The sequence below is a fragment of the Burkholderia anthina genome, assembly GCF_001547525.1.
GTDB lineage: Bacteria > Pseudomonadota > Gammaproteobacteria > Burkholderiales > Burkholderiaceae > Burkholderia > Burkholderia semiarida.
The window spans coordinates 160,808-180,072 of sequence record NZ_CM003768.1; the positions used below are offsets into that span (position 1 = coordinate 160,808).

Annotated in this window: 20 protein-coding genes; 10 read left to right on the plus strand and 10 right to left on the minus strand. The window is 67.6% G+C overall.

The annotated features are described in order from the left end of the window. Positions 1–113 precede the first annotated feature (113 nt). The 4 genes from WS64_RS00780 to WS64_RS00795 all read left to right on the plus strand — a co-directional run bounded on the left by WS64_RS00780 (position 114) and on the right by WS64_RS00795 (position 3,345). Entirely contained in the window at positions 114–608 is a 495-nt protein-coding gene (locus WS64_RS00780) for an LEA/WHy family protein (RefSeq protein WP_060965511.1), read from the plus strand. A gap of 154 nt (positions 609–762) precedes the next feature. Next, on the plus strand, positions 763–1,095 hold the full coding sequence (locus WS64_RS00785) for a YegP family protein (RefSeq protein ID WP_059640103.1): 333 nt from the start codon (positions 763–765) through the stop codon (positions 1,093–1,095). A gap of 136 nt (positions 1,096–1,231) precedes the next feature. Beyond that, entirely contained in the window at positions 1,232–2,365 is a 1,134-nt protein-coding gene (locus WS64_RS00790; protein WP_059640105.1) for a methyltransferase, read from the plus strand. 89 nt (positions 2,366–2,454) lie between these two features. Next, the gene (locus WS64_RS00795) at positions 2,455–3,345 is read left to right on the plus strand and encodes a class I SAM-dependent methyltransferase (protein WP_060966866.1); all 891 of its coding nucleotides are present in this window, start codon (positions 2,455–2,457) and stop codon (positions 3,343–3,345) included. Between the two features lie 72 nt (positions 3,346–3,417). On the opposite strand, the gene WS64_RS00800 is transcribed toward WS64_RS00795, so the two are convergent. Beyond that, complete coding sequence (locus WS64_RS00800; RefSeq protein ID WP_059577119.1) at positions 3,418–3,990, minus strand: DUF1415 domain-containing protein; 573 nt, start codon at positions 3,988–3,990, stop codon at positions 3,418–3,420. 76 nt (positions 3,991–4,066) lie between these two features. Then, positions 4,067–4,687, minus strand: a complete 621-nt coding sequence (locus tag WS64_RS00805; RefSeq protein WP_059640109.1) for a TetR/AcrR family transcriptional regulator — start codon at positions 4,685–4,687, stop codon at positions 4,067–4,069. A 217-nt stretch (positions 4,688–4,904) separates the two neighbouring features. Here WS64_RS00805 and WS64_RS00810 point away from each other — a divergent pair, with 217 nt between their 5' ends. From WS64_RS00810 to WS64_RS00820, 3 genes are all read left to right on the plus strand, one after another. Beyond that, a complete protein-coding gene (locus WS64_RS00810; protein ID WP_060966867.1) occupies positions 4,905–6,188 on the plus strand; it encodes an MFS transporter in 1,284 nt (427 codons plus the stop codon). A 157-nt stretch (positions 6,189–6,345) separates the two neighbouring features. Beyond that, the gene (locus tag WS64_RS00815) at positions 6,346–6,951 is read left to right on the plus strand and encodes a nitroreductase family protein (protein ID WP_059577111.1); all 606 of its coding nucleotides are present in this window, start codon (positions 6,346–6,348) and stop codon (positions 6,949–6,951) included. Between the two features lie 195 nt (positions 6,952–7,146). Beyond that, the gene (locus tag WS64_RS00820; protein WP_060965512.1) at positions 7,147–8,397 is read left to right on the plus strand and encodes an Hsp70 family protein; all 1,251 of its coding nucleotides are present in this window, start codon (positions 7,147–7,149) and stop codon (positions 8,395–8,397) included. A 104-nt stretch (positions 8,398–8,501) separates the two neighbouring features. Here WS64_RS00820 and WS64_RS00825 read toward each other — a convergent pair whose 3' ends face one another. Further along, on the minus strand, positions 8,502–8,705 hold the full coding sequence (locus WS64_RS00825) for a cold-shock protein (RefSeq protein ID WP_006477070.1): 204 nt from the start codon (positions 8,703–8,705) through the stop codon (positions 8,502–8,504). A gap of 420 nt (positions 8,706–9,125) precedes the next feature. Here WS64_RS00825 and WS64_RS00830 point away from each other — a divergent pair, with 420 nt between their 5' ends. Beyond that, positions 9,126–10,724 carry an APC family permease gene (locus tag WS64_RS00830; RefSeq protein ID WP_059640114.1) on the plus strand — a complete coding sequence of 533 codons (1,599 nt, stop codon included), beginning with the start codon at positions 9,126–9,128 and terminating at the stop codon, positions 10,722–10,724. Between the two features lie 110 nt (positions 10,725–10,834). Here the strand turns inward: WS64_RS00830 and WS64_RS00835 are convergent, their stop codons facing one another. The 7 genes from WS64_RS00835 to WS64_RS00865 form a co-directional block, all read right to left on the minus strand. Next, positions 10,835–11,626: a DODA-type extradiol aromatic ring-opening family dioxygenase gene (locus WS64_RS00835; protein WP_060315415.1), complete on the minus strand. Its 792-nt coding sequence runs from the start codon at positions 11,624–11,626 to the stop codon at positions 10,835–10,837. A 202-nt stretch (positions 11,627–11,828) separates the two neighbouring features. Then, positions 11,829–12,425: a UbiX family flavin prenyltransferase gene (locus WS64_RS00840; protein WP_060315412.1), complete on the minus strand. Its 597-nt coding sequence runs from the start codon at positions 12,423–12,425 to the stop codon at positions 11,829–11,831. A 24-nt stretch (positions 12,426–12,449) separates the two neighbouring features. Then, a complete protein-coding gene (gene grxD, locus WS64_RS00845; protein ID WP_060965513.1) occupies positions 12,450–12,761 on the minus strand; it encodes a Grx4 family monothiol glutaredoxin in 312 nt (103 codons plus the stop codon). Positions 12,762–12,828: 67 nt separating this feature from the next. Next, positions 12,829–13,671, minus strand: coding sequence for a peptide chain release factor N(5)-glutamine methyltransferase (gene prmC, locus WS64_RS00850; RefSeq protein ID WP_060965514.1), 843 nt, complete (start codon positions 13,669–13,671; stop codon positions 12,829–12,831). Positions 13,672–13,678: 7 nt separating this feature from the next. Beyond that, positions 13,679–14,761: a peptide chain release factor 1 gene (gene prfA / locus WS64_RS00855; RefSeq protein WP_059577095.1), complete on the minus strand. Its 1,083-nt coding sequence runs from the start codon at positions 14,759–14,761 to the stop codon at positions 13,679–13,681. Between the two features lie 92 nt (positions 14,762–14,853). Beyond that, on the minus strand, positions 14,854–16,152 hold the full coding sequence (hemA, locus tag WS64_RS00860; RefSeq protein WP_059577092.1) for a glutamyl-tRNA reductase: 1,299 nt from the start codon (positions 16,150–16,152) through the stop codon (positions 14,854–14,856). A gap of 26 nt (positions 16,153–16,178) precedes the next feature. Further along, positions 16,179–16,943, minus strand: coding sequence for a response regulator transcription factor (locus tag WS64_RS00865; protein ID WP_060965515.1), 765 nt, complete (start codon positions 16,941–16,943; stop codon positions 16,179–16,181). A 171-nt stretch (positions 16,944–17,114) separates the two neighbouring features. On the opposite strand from WS64_RS00865, the gene WS64_RS00870 reads away from it, so the two are divergent. Further along, positions 17,115–17,369, plus strand: coding sequence for a DUF1129 domain-containing protein (locus WS64_RS00870; RefSeq protein WP_059640126.1), 255 nt, complete (start codon positions 17,115–17,117; stop codon positions 17,367–17,369). An 18-nt stretch (positions 17,370–17,387) separates the two neighbouring features. Further along, positions 17,388–19,202: an aminopeptidase P family protein gene (locus WS64_RS00875; protein WP_060965516.1), complete on the plus strand. Its 1,815-nt coding sequence runs from the start codon at positions 17,388–17,390 to the stop codon at positions 19,200–19,202. Positions 19,203–19,265: the final 63 nt, after the last annotated feature.

Genomic DNA, 19,265 nt, shown 5'->3' on the forward strand with positions numbered 1-19,265 from the left:
AATCTATTAACGATCTCGCGGCGCTCCCGAAACTACGAAATCCGGTGAAGGATGGCGCGGTCGGTACAATGCATTGACGACCCGTTCACCGATCACCGCGAGGAGGCCCTTCCATGTCACGCGCCCTGTTCCGTATCGCGCCGCTGCGCGCCGTGCTGCTGCTGTTCGCGGCCGTGTTCCTGCTGGGCGGTTGCGCGGGGTTCGCGCGCGAGCCCGTGCGCGTGTCGGTCGCCGGGCTCGACCCGCTCGTCGGGCAGGGCCTCGAGATGCGCTTCAGCCTGAAGTTGCGCGTGCAGAATCCGAACGATGCGCCGATCGACTACGACGGCATCTCGGTCGCGCTCGACCTGAACGGTGCGCCGTTCGCGAGCGGCGTCAGCGATCGGGCGGGCACCGTGCCGCGGTTCGGCGAGGCCGTGCTCGACGTGCCCGTATCGGTATCGGCCTTCGCCGCCGCGCGGCAGGCGTGGAACCTGCCGGGCGCGGCCGCGAACGGCGAGTTGCCGTATGCGCTGCGCGGCCGGCTCGCCGGCAGCGGGCTGGGCGCCGTGCACTTCAACGACGCGGGCACGCTCCGTCTGCCCGCCATGCCGGGGTGGGGCGGCTAGGTCGCCGGGATGCATTCAACGTCGGCTAAATGTGTCGAAAAATTCACTATTTGACAGTCTTTAATGCTTATCCGCGCGAGATCTCGATTTTTGTCGACGCGACCCCTTACACTTGTCGATGTCCGAGGGTCGGACATTCTTTTAGGGGAAATTCATGGCGGCAAAATTCGAGCTCAAGAAGGCCACGAACGGCCAGTACTACTTCCACCTGAAGTCGGCGAACGGCGAGATCATCCTCGCGAGCGAGCGGTACGAGGAGAAAGGCGGCGCGAAAAACGGGATCGCGTCCGTGCGGGAAAATGCGCCGCTAGACGAGCGCTACGAGCGCAAGCTCGCCCACAACGGCGAGCCGATGTTCAATCTGAAAGCAGCGAACCACCAGATCATCGGTACGAGCGAAACGTACAGCAGCGTGCAGGCACGCGAGAACGGCATCGCGGCCGTCAAGCGCGATGCGCCCGGTGCGGAAACCCACGATCTCGCCTGATCGACGCTTGCGCCGCGACGAATGCCTTCGGGCGGCCGTCGCGGCGCCTGTTTTGCCGGGTCGGGCAAAGCGCGGTATGGTGTGGTCCGCGCGGTGAATTCTCGCCGCCGTTGAAGCCAACCGTAACCGAGTTCGCGTGACCGATTCCCCCGTTTTCCACTGGACCGACGCCGACGGCGTCGATCATGCCGTGCGCTGGCGCTCCGAGGCCGGCGTGCAACCGCCGAAGCGCGCGGTGCCCGCCGACGACCGCCTCACCGCCGACGCGGCCTACCGCCTCGCATGCGAGGGCACCGCGCTCGTCTGGCAGGGCGACTTCCAGAATGCGCGCCAGCTCGTGCAGGCGATGGCGCGCCGCGTCGAACGCAAGCCGAAGAAGGCGAAAGCCGCGGCCGGCGTCGAAGCCTTCAATCTGCATCGCCTCGCGCAATCGCAGCGTGCCCGCACGCTCGGCATGTTGCTGATTCCGCTCGACGCCGATTACACGATCCCGCTGCGCCGCGCGCCCGACGTGCGTGCCGCTTGCGAGGAAGCGTACGGCCCCGGCGGCGCGCCGTCGGTCGTGTCGCTGCGCGAACTGCTCGGCCTCGTCGGCGCGCACGAGTGGCGCAAGAAGGGCGTGCCGATCCCGGCGCTCGGCGGCGCGCCGATCCATCCGCACTACGGCGTGTTCTCGCCGGTGCGCGGCGAATACGTCGAGCTCGTCGCGCGCGCGCCGCTGCCGGCGACGTCGCTCGCGTTCGATATCGGCACGGGCACCGGCGTGCTGGCGGCGGTGCTTGCGTCACGCGGCGTCGAGCGCGTCGTCGCGACCGACCAGGATCCGCGCGCACTCGCCTGCGCGCGCGAGAACGTCGCGCGGCTCGGTCATGCGGGCCACGTCGAGATCGTCGAGGCCGATCTGTTTCCGGCCGGCCGGGCGCCGCTCGTGGTCTGCAATCCGCCGTGGGTGCCGGCCCGGCCGAGCGCGCCGATCGAATACGCGGTCTACGATCCTGACAGCCGCATGCTGCGCGGTTTTCTCGCGGGGCTGGCCGCGCATCTGGAGCCGGGCGGCGAGGGCTGGCTGATCCTGTCCGATTTCGCCGAGCATCTCGGCCTGCGGCCGCGCGAAACCTTGCTGCAATGGATCGACGAGGCCGGCCTCGTCGTGCTCGGCCGCGACGACATCCGCCCCGCGCACCCGAAGTCGACGGACGCCGACGATCCGCTGCACGCGGCGCGCCGCGCCGAGGTCACGTCGCTCTGGCGCCTCGGCGCGCGGGCCTGACCGCGTATTTTCGGTAAACTGTCGCCATTCCTCACGAATTTTCGCCGCCGGGCCGTGGTCGACCGACCGTGGCCCGGCGCCGCTTCACGATGTCGAACAAGACCCACGAAATCCGTCCGGAGCAGTCCGTCGAGCTGCTGAAGGAACTGCACATCCTCACCCGCGACGGGAAGCTGAACCAGGACAGCCGCCGCAAGCTGAAGCAGGTCTATCACCTGTTCCAGTTCATCGAGCCGCTGCTCGCCGGCGTGCAGGCCGACAAGGGCCACGTGACGCTCGTCGATCACGGCGCCGGCAAGTCGTATCTCGGCTTCATCCTGTACGACCTGTTCTTCAAGCAGCAGCCCGAGCACGGCACGCCGGCGTTCGCGTCGCACGTGTACGGCATCGAGACGCGCGAGGAACTCGTCACGCGCTCGACCGAGCTCGCCGCGCGGCTCGGGTTCGGCGGCATGTCGTTCCTGAACCTGTCGGTCGCCGATTCCATCACGTCGCCGCAACTGCCCGATACGGTCGACGTCGTCACCGCGCTGCACGCGTGCGACACCGCGACCGACGACGCGATCCGCTTCGCGCTCGCGAAGCGCGCGCAGCACATCGTGCTGGTGCCGTGCTGCCAGGCGGAAGTCGCGGGCGTGCTGCGCAAGAACAAGGGCAAGTCGCTCGCGAATGCGCTGACCGAGGTGTGGCGCCATCCGCTCCATACGCGCGAATTCGGCAGCCAGATCACCAACGTGCTGCGCTGCCTGCAGCTCGAAGCGCACGGCTACCAGGTCAGCGTGACCGAGCTGGTCGGCTGGGAGCATTCGATGAAGAACGAGCTGATCATCGCGCAGTACAAGAACCTGCCGCGCCGCAGGCCCGGCGAGCGGCTGAACGAGATCCTCGGGATGTTCGGGCTCGCCGAACTGAACGAGCGCTTCTTCGTCGCGCAGGCGGCGGCGGCGGGCGACGCCGCGGTCGAGCCGGCCGAAGGCTGACGGGCGAACGCGCGGCCGGGCGGGCATGGCGCCCGCGCCGCGCGCGTTGCACGCCGCACGTTGCACGCCGCGTCACACGTCGTCGCCCGGGCGGCGCATCCATTCGCGCCAGCCTTCGTGGCCGAGGCGGCGCAGCGTTTCCTGATTCTTTTCGTAGATCGCGGACGCGTCCGGGAACGCATCGACCGCGCGCGCGATGCTGTCCTCGCGCAGCAGGTGCAGTATCGGGTAGGGCGCGCGGTTCGTGTAGTTCTCGATGTCGTCGGGTTCGGTGCCGTCGAACCGGTATTGCGGATGGAAGCTCGCGATCTGCAGCACGCCGTCGAGTCGCAACTGCTGCACGAGCCGCTCGGCGAAGAACAACGCATCGTTGTAGTCGACGAAATCGGCGAACGCGTGCGGGTAGATCACGAGCGTCGTGTCGACCTGCCGCGGATCCGCCGCTTCCAGCGCGCGCAGCTCGGTTTCGAGTTCGGCGAGCGCGTCTTCCAGCGTCGTCGCTTCGCTGATCGCGTAGCGCACCTGTTCCTTCACATAGACGCTTTTCGCGAATGGGCACAGGTTGAGCCCGATCACCGCGCGTGCGAGCCAGTGCCGCGTGGCGGCGAGGATGTCGTCGTGCGAGTCGGGGCGGGTGTCGGTCATCGTGATACCGGTCGGGCGCAAGGGCGAAGAGGGCCGCATTGTAGCGGGCGCGCCGGCGACGAATGCATGCGATCCGTCACGCGCAGGCCGCTTCGATCAACTGCGTGACGAGCGCGGGCGCGGTGCCGATCGGCGTTTCGCCGTGCCGGTAGGTCTGGCTCGCCGCGTAGATGCCTTCGACCACCAGCGCGAGCGCATCGGCCAGCGCCTTGGGTTGCCGCGCGCCGGCGCCTTCGCACAGCGCGACGAGCCGTTTCATCAGCTGTTCCTTGTTCTGCGCGACGCGTTCGCGCGCCGGGTGCGATGCATCCGGGAATTCGGCGGCCACGTTGACGAACGGGCAGCCGCGATAGTCCTTTTGCGTCGCCCGCTCGGCGAGATCGACGAAATACTGGATCAACTGCGCCTTCGGTTGCCCCGGATGCTTCGCGGCGCTCGTATCGAGCCGCTCGAAGAAGCACGCGTCCATCCGTTCCAGATACGCGAGGATCAGCTCGTCCTTCGACGCGAACTGGCGGTACAGGCTCATCTTGTTGACTCCGGCGCGCTCCACCACCGCCTCGACGCCGACCGTCCGCACGCCTTCCTTGTAAAACAATTCCTCGGCGGCACGCAGCAGGTGTTCCTGCGCGGTGGCGCCGTCGATCGGCCGGCGCGTGCGCCGCGCCGGCGGTTTGGCGACCTCGATGCCCGACATGATGACCCTCGACGACATAATGGATTGCTTGACATGTTACCGACTGGTAACTACGATCGCAACACAGTTGTGACCGGTCGGTAACAATCGCATCCGGATCAACAGACGAATGCCGAGCGTCGGCCCGGGTCAGCCGATGTTGAAATGCGTGGCGGAGGTGGCCTGGTCGGGCGGCGCGGGTGCGATGGCGCCGGCGCCCGCCAACTGGAGAGCGAAGATGAATTGGGCAGTGACACGAATCGGCGGGCGCTTCCATTACGGATGGCTCGCGGCGGCGGTGGTATTCCTGATCCTGCTGGCGGCGGCCGGAACACGCGCGACGCCGAGCGTGCTGATGGTGCCGCTCGAACGCGAGCTCGGCTGGAGCCGCGCGGCGATTTCGCTGGCGATCTCGGTGAACATCGCGCTATATGGCCTGACGGGCCCGTTCGCGGCCGCCGCGATGCAGCGCTTCGGGCTGCGCCCGACGATCCTCACCGCGCTCGTGACGATGGGCGCGGGCGTCGCGCTGTCGTCGATGATGACGCAGAGCTGGCAGATGGTCGTGATCTGGGGGCTGATGGTCGGCTGCTCGACGGGCGTCGTCGCGCTGACGCTGTCCGCGACCTTCGTCACGCGCTGGTTCCATGCGCGGCGTGGCCTCGTGATGGGGATCCTGACCGCGAGCACGGCCACCGGCCAGCTCGTGTTCCTGCCGATGCTCGCGGCGATTGCGCAGCGCCATGGCTGGCGGCCGGTCGTGCTGATCGTCGCGGTGGCGGCCGCGATCGTGATTCCGCTCGTCGCGTTCCTGCTCCCCGAGCGGCCGGCCGACGTGCAACTGCGCCCGTACGGCGAGCCCGCCGATGCGCCGCCCGCGGCCGACACGACGAAGGAGAACCCGCTCGCGGTCGCGTTCCGCACGCTGCTGACGGCGAGCCGCTCGCGCGACTTCTGGCTGCTGTTCTTCAGTTTCTTCATCTGCGGCGCGAGCACCAACGGCTACGTCGGCACGCACCTGATCGCGATGTGCAGCGACTACGGGATGACCGAAGTACAGGGCGCGTCGCTGCTCGCGGCGATGGGCATATTCGACCTGTTCGGCACGACGCTGTCGGGCTGGCTGTCCGACCGTTACGACAACCGCGTGCTGCTGTTCTGGTACTACGGGCTGCGCGGGCTGTCGCTGATCTATCTGCCGCACGCGTTCGGGATCGATTTCTTCGGGCTGCCGCTGTTCGCGATGTTCTACGGGCTCGACTGGATCGCGACCGTGCCGCCTACCGTGCGACTCGCGACCGACGTGTTCGGCAAGGCGGCGGCACCGGTCGTGTTCGGCTGGATCGTCGCCGGCCACCAGCTCGGCGCGGCATTCGCGGCGCTCGGCGCCGGGCTGCTGCGCGCGAGCCTCGGCACCTACACGATCGCGTCGATGATCTCGGGCGGGCTGTGCATCGTCGGCGCGCTGATCGTGTTGCGGATCAACCGCGGCCCGTCGCGCGCGGCCGCGCAGGCAGCCTGATCGCGGTGGATCGACCGGCCGCCTGCACCGCGGCTGGCCATTGCACGCAAGGAGATTTGCATAGCGCGGCAGGATCGGGCGCGCAACCGTTCAAGCAGGTATGCTTGCTGTTCGCCGGGGCGTTCGCGCCCCTTCATCGATGTCAGCGAGGAACCGCATGTCCGTCAAACCTGCTCCCACCACTGTTTCGATTCACGATCTGATCGCGGGCCGCTGGAGCCCGCGCGCGTATTCGGATGAACCCGTCAGCGCCGGCGATCTCCACGCGGTGCTCGAAGCGGCACGCTGGGCCCCGTCCGCGTACAACGCGCAACCGTGGCGTTTCATCGTATTCGATCGCACCCAGGACGAAGACGCGTTCAAGCGCGCATTCGCGACGCTGGTGCCGTTCAACCAGGGCTGGAATGCACCGGCGCCGGTGCTGATCGCCGTGACCGCGCACACGCTCACGCCGAAGGGCGAGCCGGCGCCGACCGCGCTGTACGACGCCGGCGCCGCCGCGATGTCGCTGGTGCTGCAGGCGCACGCGCTCGGCCTCGCCGCGCATCAGATGAGCGGTTTCGACGCGAAGGCATTCCGCGACGCGTTCGCGATTCCGGCGGACGTCGCGATCGTGTCGATCATCTCGCTCGGCCACTACGGCAACGTCGACAAGCTCGATCCCGTGCTGCGCGATCGCGAGAAGGCGCCGCGCACGCGCCATGCGATCGGCGAAGTCGTCTACGCGGGTGCTTGGAAGAAGAGCTTCGACGCGGCAGCCTGACCGCGCGGGCGGGCCGGCTGCGTCGTCGCGCATCCTGCCCCGCGCAGGTTCCCCCGGCGCGCCACGCCGCGCGCCGGCGCCGTCGGCGCCCGTTGCGCGGCGCCGGCGGCCGGCCCCGGTTGTGATCCCGCGGGCTTCATGTTAAAAAGCCGGTCCTTTCCGTTTTCGCGCCGGCCCCTGCTGCGGCAATTTCCCATGACTTACTGCGCGATCGATTTCGGCACGTCCAATTCCGCCGTGGCGCTGCCCGACGGCGATGGCATGCGCCTCGCGCCCGTCGAGGGCGACCACCTGACGCTGCCCACCGCGATCTTCTTCAACAACGACGAAGAGACGGTCGAATACGGCCGGGCGGCGCTGGCCTCCTATATCGACGGTTTCGACGGCCGGCTGATGCGCTCGATGAAGAGCATCCTCGGCTCGCCGCTCGCGGAAACGACGACCGATCCCGGCGACGGCAGCGCGATCGCGTACACCGAAATCATCGCGCGCTTCCTGATGCACCTGAAGCGCAAGGCCGAAGCGTGTGCGGGCGCGCCGATCGGCCGCGCGGTGCTCGGCCGGCCGGTGTTCTTCGTCGACGACGATCCGCGCGCCGACCGCCTCGCCCAGGATCAGCTGGAGGCGGCCGCGCGATCGGTCGGCTTCGCGCACGTTCACTTCCAGTACGAACCGATCGCCGCCGCGTTCGACTACGAGTCGCGCCAGTCGGCGGAGCGCCTCGTGCTCGTGGCCGACATCGGCGGCGGCACGTCGGACTTCTCGCTCGTGCGTGTCGGCCCGGAGCGGATGGCGCGGCTGGAGCGCAAGGACGACGTGCTGGCGCACCACGGCGTGCACGTCGCGGGCACCGACTACGACCGGCGCGTCGAGCTCGCGGCGATCCTGCCTGCATTCGGCTACCGTTCGCTCGACCCGGAAGGGCGCGAGTTGCCGAACAGGATCTACTTCGATCTCGCGACCTGGCACCTGATCAACACCGTCTACACGCCGAAGCGAATCGGCGAGCTGAAGCTGATGAAGCACCTGTATCAGGACGTGCGGCAGTACGACCGGCTCACGAGCGTGGTCGAGCAGCGGCTCGGGCACGCGCTGATGGCGCGGGCGGAAGAAGCGAAGATCGGCGTCGCGGCCGGCGGGGAGACGATGATCGACCTGAACGACGTGGAAGAGGATCTGCAGATCGCGTTCGACGCCGATCGCCTCGTCGAGGCGAGCCGCGACGACACCGCGCGCATCGTCGACGCCGCGCGCGAGACGGTGCGGCTCGCGGGCGTGGCGCCGCGCGATGTCGGTGCGCTGTATTTCACCGGCGGTTCGACGGGGCTCGCGTTCCTGTCGGGCGCGCTCGCCGGCGCGTTCCCGGATGCGCAGCCGGTGTTCGGCGATCGCCTCGCGAGTGTCGCGACGGGCCTCGGCATTCACGCGCAGCGATTGTTCGGCTGAAGGGCGGGCGGCCAAAAGGTCGCCACGCCGGCCGGACGATCGGCGCCCAAAAACAAAAAGCCCCGCCGAAGCGGGGCTTTTTTACACGAATGATCGCGCCAAGCTTAGACCGGACGGATGTTCGCAGCTTGCAGACCCTTCGGGCCCGTCTTCACTTCGAATTCAACCTTCTGGTTTTCTTGCAGCGTCTTGAAGCCTTCGACGCGGATTTCCGAGAAGTGCGCGAACAGATCGTCGCCGCCGCCTTCCGGGGTGATGAAGCCGAAGCCCTTTGCGTCATTGAACCACTTGACGGTACCGGTTGCCATGTTACTTGTTCCTAAAAAGATAAAACGGGGCCGAAGCCCATGGGGTGCGGAAAATCAAGGAAGGGGTAATAGGACCAACCGGAGTACCGTTGATGGGCGAACTACGAAAGAACCAATTCACTCGCCACTTGAAATCCTGCGAAGTCCTTTATACGGCTAATCCGTCTGACGGTCAACCGTATTCCCATGCTATCAGGGTTAATGCGGAGATCAGGTTTACAAAGCTTGCAAGCGATGCGAATTTTTTGTAGGGGGCGATCGATTTTGGCGCCACGTTTAAGGTGCAACCGTTAAACTACGCGCCGCGTGGACGGGTTGCCCCGATCGGGCAACCGTCCCCCCCAAGAATGCGTGCGCGGTGCAGTCCGAGCCGATCCCGGACAGCAGGCCGACCATGCTTTTTGAGACACAGGAGAGGATGTGAAGAGTTCTATTCAACGGAACATCGGCCCGTTTGCATTGATGCTGACGGGGCTGGGTTCGATTATCGGCTCGGGCTGGCTGTTCGGTGCCTGGAAAGCCGCGAAGATCGCCGGTCCGGCGGCGATCTGCGCCTGGATCATCGGCGCTGTCGTCATTCTCGCGATTGCGCTGACGTATGCGGAATTGGGCGCGATGTTCCCCGAGTCGGGCGGCATGGTGCGTTACGCGCGCTACTCGCACGGTTCGCTGGTGGGTTTCATCAGTGCATGGGCCAACTGGATCGCGATCGTATCCGTGATCCCGATCGAGGCCGAAGCGTCGATCCAGTACATGAGCACGTGGCCGTATCCATGGGCGCACGCGCTGTTCGTGAACGGCGAGTTGACGACCCCCGGCCTGCTGCTGTCGGCGGTGCTGGTCGTCATCTACTTCATGCTCAACTATTGGGGCGTCAAGGCGTTCGCGCGGGCGAACACCGCGATCACGATCTTCAAGTTCCTGATCCCCGGCCTCACCATCCTCGGCCTGATGCTGACGAGCTTCCATTCGGAGAACCTCGGCGCCGCCTCCAACGCGAGCTTCGCGCCGTACGGCTGGTCGGCCGTGCTGACCGCGGTCGCGACGAGCGGCATCGTGTTCGCGTTCAACGGCTTCCAGAGCCCGGTGAACCTGGCCGGTGAAGCGCGCAATCCGTCGCGCAGCGTGCCGTTCGCGGTGATCACGTCGATCCTGCTCGCGCTCGTGATCTACGTGCTGCTGCAGATGGCCTACATCGGCTCGGTGAACCCGGCCGACGTCGCGAAGGGCTGGGCGCACTTCGACTTCTCGTCGCCGTTCGCGGAACTCGCGATCGCTCTGAACCTGAACTGGCTCGCGATCCTGCTGTACGTCGACGCGTTCATCAGCCCGAGCGGCACCGGTACGACCTACATGGCGACGACGACCCGCATGATCTATGCGATGGAGCGCAACAACACGATGCCGAAGATGTTCGGCAACGTGCACCCGATCTACGGCGTGCCGCGTCAGGCGATGTGGTTCAACCTGCTCGTGTCGTTCATCTTCCTGTTCTTCTTCCGCGGCTGGAGTTCGCTCGCGGCGGTGATCTCGGTCGCGACGGTGATCTCGTACCTGACCGGCCCGATCAGCCTGATGGCGCTGCGCCGCGCGGCGACCGACATCGAGCGTCCGCTGTCGATTCCGCTGATGAAGCTGATCGCCCCGTTCGCGTTCGTGTGCGCGTCGCTGATTCTGTACTGGGCGAAGTGGCCGCTGACGGGCGAAATCATCCTGCTGATGATCGTCGCGCTGCCGGTGTACTTCTACTTCCAGGCGAAGTCGGGCTGGACCGGCTGGGGCGCCGACCTGAAGGCCGCGTGGTGGCTGGTCGCGTACCTGCCGACGATGGCCGTGCTGTCGCTGATCGGCAGCAAGGAATTCGGCGGCTACGGCTACCTGCCGTACGGCTGGGACATGCTGATCGTCGCGGCGATCTCGCTGGTGTTCTACTTCTGGGGCGTGAATACCGGTTACCGGACCCAGTATCTCAACGAGCGCGAGTCGCACGACGAGATTCTCGAAGGCGTCGGTGTCTGACGCCCGGCCTGCCGCCGGATTCGGCGGCGGCGGGATACAGTGAAAAAAGCCCGTCCGAGCGATGCTCGGACGGGCTTTTTGCTGGCCGGCGGTCGCGCCGCCGTCCAGGTTCAGGCGCCGGCGTTCGCGAACACGTAGTTCGTCATCGCGAGCACGCGCTGGTAGGTGCCGAGCGACTGGATGCCGAGCCGGTAGTCGTCGTCCGCCGCACCGAGTGCCGTGAAGACCGGCAGCAGGTGCTCGTCGGTCGGATGCATCAGCGCCGCGTGCGGTGCCTGCCGGCGGTAGTCGAGCAGCGCGTCGACGTCGCGCGACGCGAGTTTCGCCTCGAACCAGTCGGTGAATTCCGCGACGCGCGGGTCCGCGTCCTCGGGCGCCGCGCCGAAGTCGGCGGCGCGCAGGTTGTGCGTGATCTGGCCCGAGCCGATCACCATCACGCCTTCGTCGCGCAGCGGCCTCAGCGCGCGGCCGAGCGCGAAGTGATGCGCGGCGTTCGCGCGCGGCTGGATCGACAACTGCGCGACCGGCACGTCGGCTTCCGGAAACATCAACAGCATCGGCACCCACGCGCCGTGATCGAGGCCGTGCTCGGTCGTCGCGGTCGCGATGCCGGCCGCGTTCAGCAGGGCGGCCGCGCGCTCGGCGACGTCGGGGGCGCCCGGCGCCGGATAGCGGATGTCGTACAGCGCCTGCGGGAACCCGTAGAAGTCGTGAATCGTGTCGGGATGCGCGGCGACGCTCGCGACCGGCCGTTGCGTGCCCCAGTGCGCGGACAGCATCAGCACCGCACGCGGGCGCGGCAATTCGGCGCCGAGGTGCGTGAACGCGCCGGACGGCAGCGTCGGGTCGATCGGCAGCGTCGGGGCGCCGTGAGACAGGTACAGCGAAGGCAAGCGGTTCATGATGGTGACCTGCAAAAGGGTTTGCCGCTGACTATAGGCGCGTACCGTGCATTGATAAATTGGTGTTCCTGAATTTGATTGACGCCTGAGCGTTGATAATTTCGTAGAGGTCCGGCTTTCGGGCGCCGGTTCGCATCGGATCGCGTGAAATAGAAGGCGTTGCGGTGCAGATCGGCGGAAATGCGCGCTGAAGAGGTGTAACTTACTGCGCGTGCCGGATACCGGCCCACGGCGTCGTTTGCGGAGCGCTGAGCGCGAACAGGTCGAGGACACGCGTGACGGTCTGGTCGACGAGTTCCTCGATCGTCTTCGGCATCGCGTAGAACGCGGGCAGCGGGGGAAACACGATGCCGCCCATTTCGGTGACGGCGGTCATGTTGCGCAGATGGGCGAGATTGAACGGCGTTTCGCGCACCATCAGCACGAGACGGCGGCGCTCCTTCAGCGTGACGTCGGCCGCGCGCGTGATCAGGTTGTCGGACAGCCCGTGCGCGACGCTCGCGAGCGTCTTCATCGAACAGGGCGCGATCACCATGCCGTCGGTCGCGAACGAGCCCGACGCGATCGTCGCGCCGACGTCGCGCACCGAATGCACGACGTCCGCGCGGCCTTCGACGTCGGCCTTCGGCAGCTTCAGTTCATGCTGGATGTTGAGCCAGCCGGCGTTCGAAATCAGCAGGTGCGTTTCGACGCCGCCGGCGGCGCGCAGCAGGTCGAGCAGCCGCACACCGTAGATCGCGCCGGTGGCGCCGGTGATCGCGACGATCAGCCGGCGTGGCGGCGCGCTGGGAGATGCCATCGAAAAGGGGGCGGGTGCCGCGCGTCAGGCGGCGGCGAACAGTTGCTGCAGTTCGCCCGACTGGTACATCTCCATCATGATGTCCGAGCCGCCGATGAATTCGCCCTTCACGTAGAGCTGCGGGATGGTCGGCCAGTTCGAGAACGTCTTGATGCCCTGGCGGATTTCGTCGTCCTCGAGCACGTTGACCGTCTTGAACTGGTCGACGCCGCAGGCCTTCAGCACCTGCACGGCGCGGCCCGAGAAGCCGCACATCGGGAATTGCGCGTTGCCCTTCATGAAGAGCACGACCTGGTTTTCGTCGACGATTTGCTTGATACGTTGTTGGGTGTCCATGACTGACCTTGCGTTTGCGGGGCGTTAGATCGAAATGATAGCGGATTTCAACCGGGCGGGCCGGCCATCAGCCCGGCCGGCGGCCGCCGGTCGTGCGTTCGATGGCGGCGAGATCGGCGCGCGATTCCACCGCGACGAAGCCGTGCGACGCCAGGATCGCGCGGACGGCTTCGGCCTGGTCGTAGCCGTGCTCGATCCACAGCGTGCCGCCCGGTTTCAGACAGGCGCCGGCGCCCGCGACGATCGTGCGGATCGCGCTGAGGCCGTCGGCATCGTCGGTGAGCGCGCCGCGCGGCTCGAAACGCAGGTCGCCCTGCGCGAGGTGCGGATCGTGCTGCGCGATGTACGGCGGGTTGCTGACGATCGTATCGAACGCGAGCGCCGGATCGAGCGCCGCGTACCAGTCGCTCTGCAGCCAGCGCAGCGGGCCGCCGGGGCGGTGCGCGTCGAGCAGCTTGTCGGCGTTGCGTTGCGCGACCGCGAGCGCGGCCGGCGAACGGTCGAGCGCCCACACGCGCGCGTCGGGGCGCTCGGCCGCGATCGACACGGCGATCGCGCCGCTGCCGGTACCGAGATCGAGCACGGCCGCATGCGGCAGCCCGTCGATCGCATCGAGCGCCGCTTCGACGAGCAGCTCGGTCTCGGGGCGCGGGATCAGCACGTCGGGCGTCACGTCGAACGGGCGGCCGAAGAACTCGCGCATCCCGACCAGTTGCGCGACGGGCTCGCCGGCGACGCGGCGCGCTTCGAGCGCGCGGTAGCGTTCGACCGCGGCCGCGTCGAGCGGCGCGTCGCCGCGCGTGATCAGTTGCGTGCGGGTCCAGCCGAGGGCGTGCGCGAGCAGCACGCGTGCATCGACCGGGTCGAGCGGCGAGGCGCGCAGCAGGGCGTCGGCGGTGGCGTCGGACATCGCGGCCTCAGTCGGCGTCGCCGAGCGACGCGAGCAGCTCGGCCTGATGCTCGGTGACGAGCGCGCCGATCAGTTCGTCGAGATCGCCGTCCATGATCGCCTCGAGCCGGTACAGCGTCAGGTTGATCCGGTGGTCGGTCATCCGGCCCTGCGGGAAGTTGTACGTGCGGATTCGCTCCGAGCGGTCGCCGGAGCCGATCAGGCTCTTGCGCGTCGCGGCTTCCTTCGCGTGCTGCTCGTGATACTGCTTGTCCTTGATGCGCGCGGCGAGCACCTTCAGCGCGCGATCCTTGTTCTTGTGCTGCGAGCGGTCGTCCTGGCACTCGACGACGATCCCGGTCGGGATGTGCGTGACGCGCACCGCCGAATCGGTCTTGTTGATGTGCTGGCCGCCCGCGCCGGACGCGCGGAACGTGTCGATGCGCAGGTCGGCCGGATTGATCTCGACCTCGCCGATCTCGTCGGCTTCCGGCATCACGGCGACCGTGCACGCGGACGTATGGATGCGCCCCTGCGTCTCGGTGGCCGGCACGCGCTGCACGCGATGGCCGCCCGATTCGAACTTCAGGCGCGAATACGCGCCCTGGCCGGCAATGCGTACGATCACTTCCTTGTAGCCGCCGAGATCCGACGGGCTTTCCGACATCATCTCGACCTGCCAGCGCTGGCGCTCCGCGAAGCGCAGGTACATGCGCAGCAGGTCGCCCGCGAACAGCGCCGATTCGTCGCCGCCCGTGCCCGCGCGGATTTCGAGGAAGATGTTGCGGTCGTCGTTCGGATCCTTCGGCAGCAGCATCTTCTGCAGCTCGGTCTCGAGGCGCGCCATGCCCTCGCGCGCGCTGCGGATTTCGTCTTCCGCGAAATCGCGCATCGACGGATCGGCGAGCAGTTCCTGCGCGGCCGTCTCGTCGCTGCGCGACTGGCGCCATAACGCGTATTGCTCGACGACCGGGCCGAGTTCCGCATGTTCGCGCGTCAGCTTGCGGTACTGGTCGAGGTCCGCCGTGACGTTCTCGCGGCTCAGCAGGTCGTTGAGTTCGGCCAGCCGGGTGGAAAGCTGGTCGAGCTTGCGTTGCATGCTCGTCTTCATGGTGTGGAGCGGCGCTCCCGGGCAAGGGGTCTTCGGAAAGGATAGGCCGGCGGCGGGACAACGGCCGGCGGCGGCAGGGCGACCGGGCGGCGCTAGTGGCCGGACTGGTCGTTCGAGCGCGGCGCGTGCTGGTAGAAGCCGCGCATCAGGTCGATCAGCGAATCGCGATCGGCGCCGTTGACGCGGTTGAGCGCGCTCGTCGGGCCGTGGATCAGCTTGTTGGTCAGCGCCTGCGACAGCGCTTCGAGCACGGCGGCCGGATCGTCCCCGCGCGCGAGCAGCTTCTGTGCCTTCTCGACTTCGGCCCGGCGCAGCGCGTCGGCCTGCGTATGCATGTGACGGATCACCGGCACGACGCTGCGCGTGTCGAGCCATTGCATGAAATTCTGCACGCGCGTCTCGATGATCGCCTCGGCTTGAGCGACCGCGGCCTGGCGCGACGCGTTGCCTTCGCGCACGATCGCGCCGAGATCGTCGACGGTGTAGAGGAACACGTCCTTCAGCTTGCCGACTTCGGGCTCGATGTCGCGCGGCACCGCGAGGTCGACCATGAAGATCGGCCGGTGGCGGCGCGCCTTCACCGCGCGCTCGACCGCGCCGAGGCCGATGATCGGCAGCGTCGATGCGGTGCACGACACGATGATGTCGAATTCGTGCATGCGGGTAGGCAGATCCGCCAGCGGCATCGCGCGGCCGTTGAAGCGTTCGGCGAGCCGCTGGCCGCGTTCGGCCGTGCGGTTCGCGACGACGAGTTCGCGCGGGCCCTGCGCGGCGAAGTGCGTCGCGCACAGCTCGATCATCTCGCCGGCGCCGATGAACAGCACGCGCTGATCCGACACCTTTTCGAAGATCCGTTGCGCGAGGCGAACCGCGGCCGCGGCCATCGACACCGACTGCGTGCCGATTTCGGTCGTGCCGCGCACTTCCTTGGCCACCGCGAACGTGCGCTGGAACAGCTGGTTCAGATAGGTGCCGAGCGCGCCGGCCTCCGTCGCGGTGCGAACGGCGTCCTTCATCTGGCCCAGAATCTGGGTTTCGCCCAGCACCATCGAGTCGAGGCCGGACGCGACGCGGAACGCGTGCCGGACCGCTTCCGACTGCGGCAGCGCATAGACGTGCGGTGCCAGCTCGTCGACCGGGATCCGGTGATACTCCGACAGCCAGCGGACCGCGCCTTCGCGGGCCGCGCGATCGTCGGTCGCGCAATACAGTTCGGTGCGGTTGCAGGTGGAGAGGATCGCCGCTTCGGGCGTATTGGGCGCCTGCGGGCCGAGAAACACGTTCTTGAACGTGGCGAGAGCCGGCTTGATCTGCTCGAGCGGAAACGCCACGCGTTCGCGCAGGGCGACAGGCGCAGTGTGGTGGTTGATTCCGATCGTGAGGAGTTGCATATCGAGGGCTATCGTTTAGCCCCATATTATAGCGTTTCGGTGATTTCCTCACTCGCTGCGTACCGGCCATCGGCGTGGCGGGGCCGCGAATTTGGGGGTTCGATCGGCACGCGGTCGAGCTGATAGCCGAAGCCGTAGAGCGGCAACAGCCGGTAGCCGCGCTCCGGAAGCAGTTGCAATTTGCTGCGTAGCCGGGACGCGTGCGTGTCGAGCGTGCGCGACTTCATGTCGCGGCGGCGCCCCCACACCGTTTCGAGGATATGGGCGCGCGACACGGGCCGCGATACGTTCGTGAGCAATAACTGCGCGAAGCGGAACTCCTTCGGCGTCAGTGAAACGATTGCGTCGTCGAAACGCACGAGGCAATGCGTGGCGTCGAATGCGTATTCGCCATACATTTCGCGCGAGCGGGCGGGTGCGCGGCGTACGCCGGCGCGCCGGATCAGCGCGTTGACGCGCGCGAGCAGCTCGGGCCCGCTCACGGGGCGCACGAGACAATCGTCGGCGCCCGCGTGCAGGCACGAGACGATTTCGCTCTCTCGCGCCGACGGCATCACGGCGATGGCCGGCAACCCGGGCAGGACCGCTTGCGCGCGCGGAATGACTTCCTGCGCCGGCTGGTCGCCGGCCCAGTGCCCCGTGACCAGCATGTCGCAGGTGTTGTCGGCGGCGAGCCACGCGAAGAATGCGGCGCTGGACGCAAATGCGTGACACACGTGACCGCCCGCGAAGAGCAGGCGGTTCAGGAGTGCGGCATGGCGCGACTCGGGATCGATCAGAGCGATTCGCATGAGAATTTCTTCAATACGGCAGCAGGCGCGCGCTTGCCATAACGTCGAGTCGGCCCCTACACTCGAACGTTCGCGGCGCCCGGTTGGTCTCGGGTTCGATGAATGAATCGATGCTAGCCGCTGGCAACGTTCACGCCTATGGGACGAATCTGAATTTATAGAAGGCGTCGAATGAACTGGTTTGGAATCCTTGTCCTGGGAGCGGCCGTCGGGCTGTTCGGCCGCTGGCTGCACCCGATGCGGCGCACGGGCCGGCCGGCGTGGTGGATCGCGGTGCTCGTCGGCATCGTGGGCGCGGCCGCCGCCCGCATGGTCGGCAATCTCTCGGGACTGTTTTACGATGGCGAGACGCTTGAATGGCCGGTCTGCACCGGCGTCGCGTTCGTCGCCGTAGCCGTGACGGTCGCGTTGTCGGCCCGTCGCTGAATGCTCTCAGGTGAAATCATGAATGCCCGTCTTCCCGAAGTCTCGCCGGTGCCGGCCCGCCTCGCGCTGCTGCGCGACGCCATGGCCCGCGAGAATCTGGCCGCCTATCTCGTGCCGTCCGCCGATCCCCATCTGTCCGAATACCTGCCCGAACGCTGGCAGGCGCGCCGCTGGCTGTCCGGCTTCACGGGTTCGGTCGGCACGCTGGTCGTGACCGCGGATTTCGCGGGGTTGTGGGTCGACAGCCGCTACTGGGTGCAGGCCGACGTCGAGCTGGCGGGCACCGGCGTGCAGCTGATGAAGATGACGGGCGGGCAGCAGAGCGCGCCGCACGTCGACTGGCTCGCGCAGAACGTGGCGGCGGGCGCGACGGTCGGCGTCGACGGCGCCGTGCTCGGCGTCGCGGCCGCGCGCGCGCTGACGGCCGCGCTGAGCGCGCGCGGCATCGCGCTGCGTACCGACGTCGACCTGCTCGACGCGATCTGGCCGGAGCGGCCCGGGCTGCCCGGCGATGCGGTTTTCGAGCACGTGGCGCCGCAGGCGGACACGACGCGCGCGAGCAAGCTCGCCGAAGTGCGCCGCGCGATGCACGCGCAGGGCGCGCAATGGCACTTCGTGTCGACGCTCGACGATCTCGCGTGGCTGTTCAACCTGCGCGGCGCCGACGTCAACTTCAATCCGGTGTTCGTTGCGCACGCAATGATCGGCGCCGATCGCGCGACGCTGTTCGTCGCCGACGGCAAGGTGTCGCCGGCGCTGGCCGCGTCGCTCGCGCAGGATGGCGTCGACGTCCGCGCCTACGACGCCGCGCGCACGGCGCTCGCGGCGCTGCCCGACGGCGCGACGCTGCTGATCGATCCGCGCCGCGTGACGTTCGGCACGCTCCAGGCCGTGCCGGCCGGTGTGAAGCTCGTCGAGGCCGTGAATCCGTCGACGTTCGCGAAGTCGCGCAAGACGTCCGCCGAGATCGAGCACGTACGCGTGACGATGGAGCACGACGGCGCCGCGCTTGCCGAATTCTTCGCGTGGTTCGAACAGGCCGTCAATCGCGAGACGATCACCGAGCTGACGATCGAGGAGAAGCTCACGGCCGCGCGCGCCCGCCGCCCCGGCTATGTATCGGCGAGCTTCGCGACGATCGCCGGCTTCAACGCGAACGGCGCGATGCCGCACTACCACGCGACGCGCGAGTCGCACGCGACGATCGCCGGCGACGGCCTGCTGCTGATCGATTCGGGCGGCCAGTACGTGACGGGCACGACCGACATCACGCGCGTCGTGCCGGTCGGTACCGTCAGCGACCTGCAGCGGCGCGATTTCACGATCGTGCTGAAGTCGATGATGGCGCTGTCGCGCGCCCGCTTCCCGCGCGGCATCCGCTCGCCGATGCTCGACGCGATCGCGCGCGCGCCGATGTGGGCGGCCGGCCTCGACTACGGTCACGGCACCGGGCATGGCGTCGGTTACTTCCTGAACGTGCACGAGGGCCCGCAGGTCATCTCGCACTACGCGCCCGCCGAGCCGTACACGGCGATGGAAGAGGGGATGATCACGTCGATCGAGCCGGGCGTGTACCGTCCGGGCCAGTGGGGCATCCGGATCGAGAACCTGGTCGTGAACCGGGCGGCCGGGCAGACGGAATTCGGCGATTTCCTCGCGTTCGAGACGCTGACACTGTGCCCGATCGACACGCGCTGCGTGCTGATCGAGATGCTGCACGACGAAGAGCGCGCGTGGCTGAACACGTATCACGCGACGGTGCGCGAGCGCGTCGGCCGGCACCTGAGCGGCGACGCGAAGGCGTGGCTCGACGCGCGCACGCAGCCGATCTGACGCAACGTGCGGCAACGGCCGGATCGCGATTCGGCAACGATCGAGCGACGGCCGGACGATAAC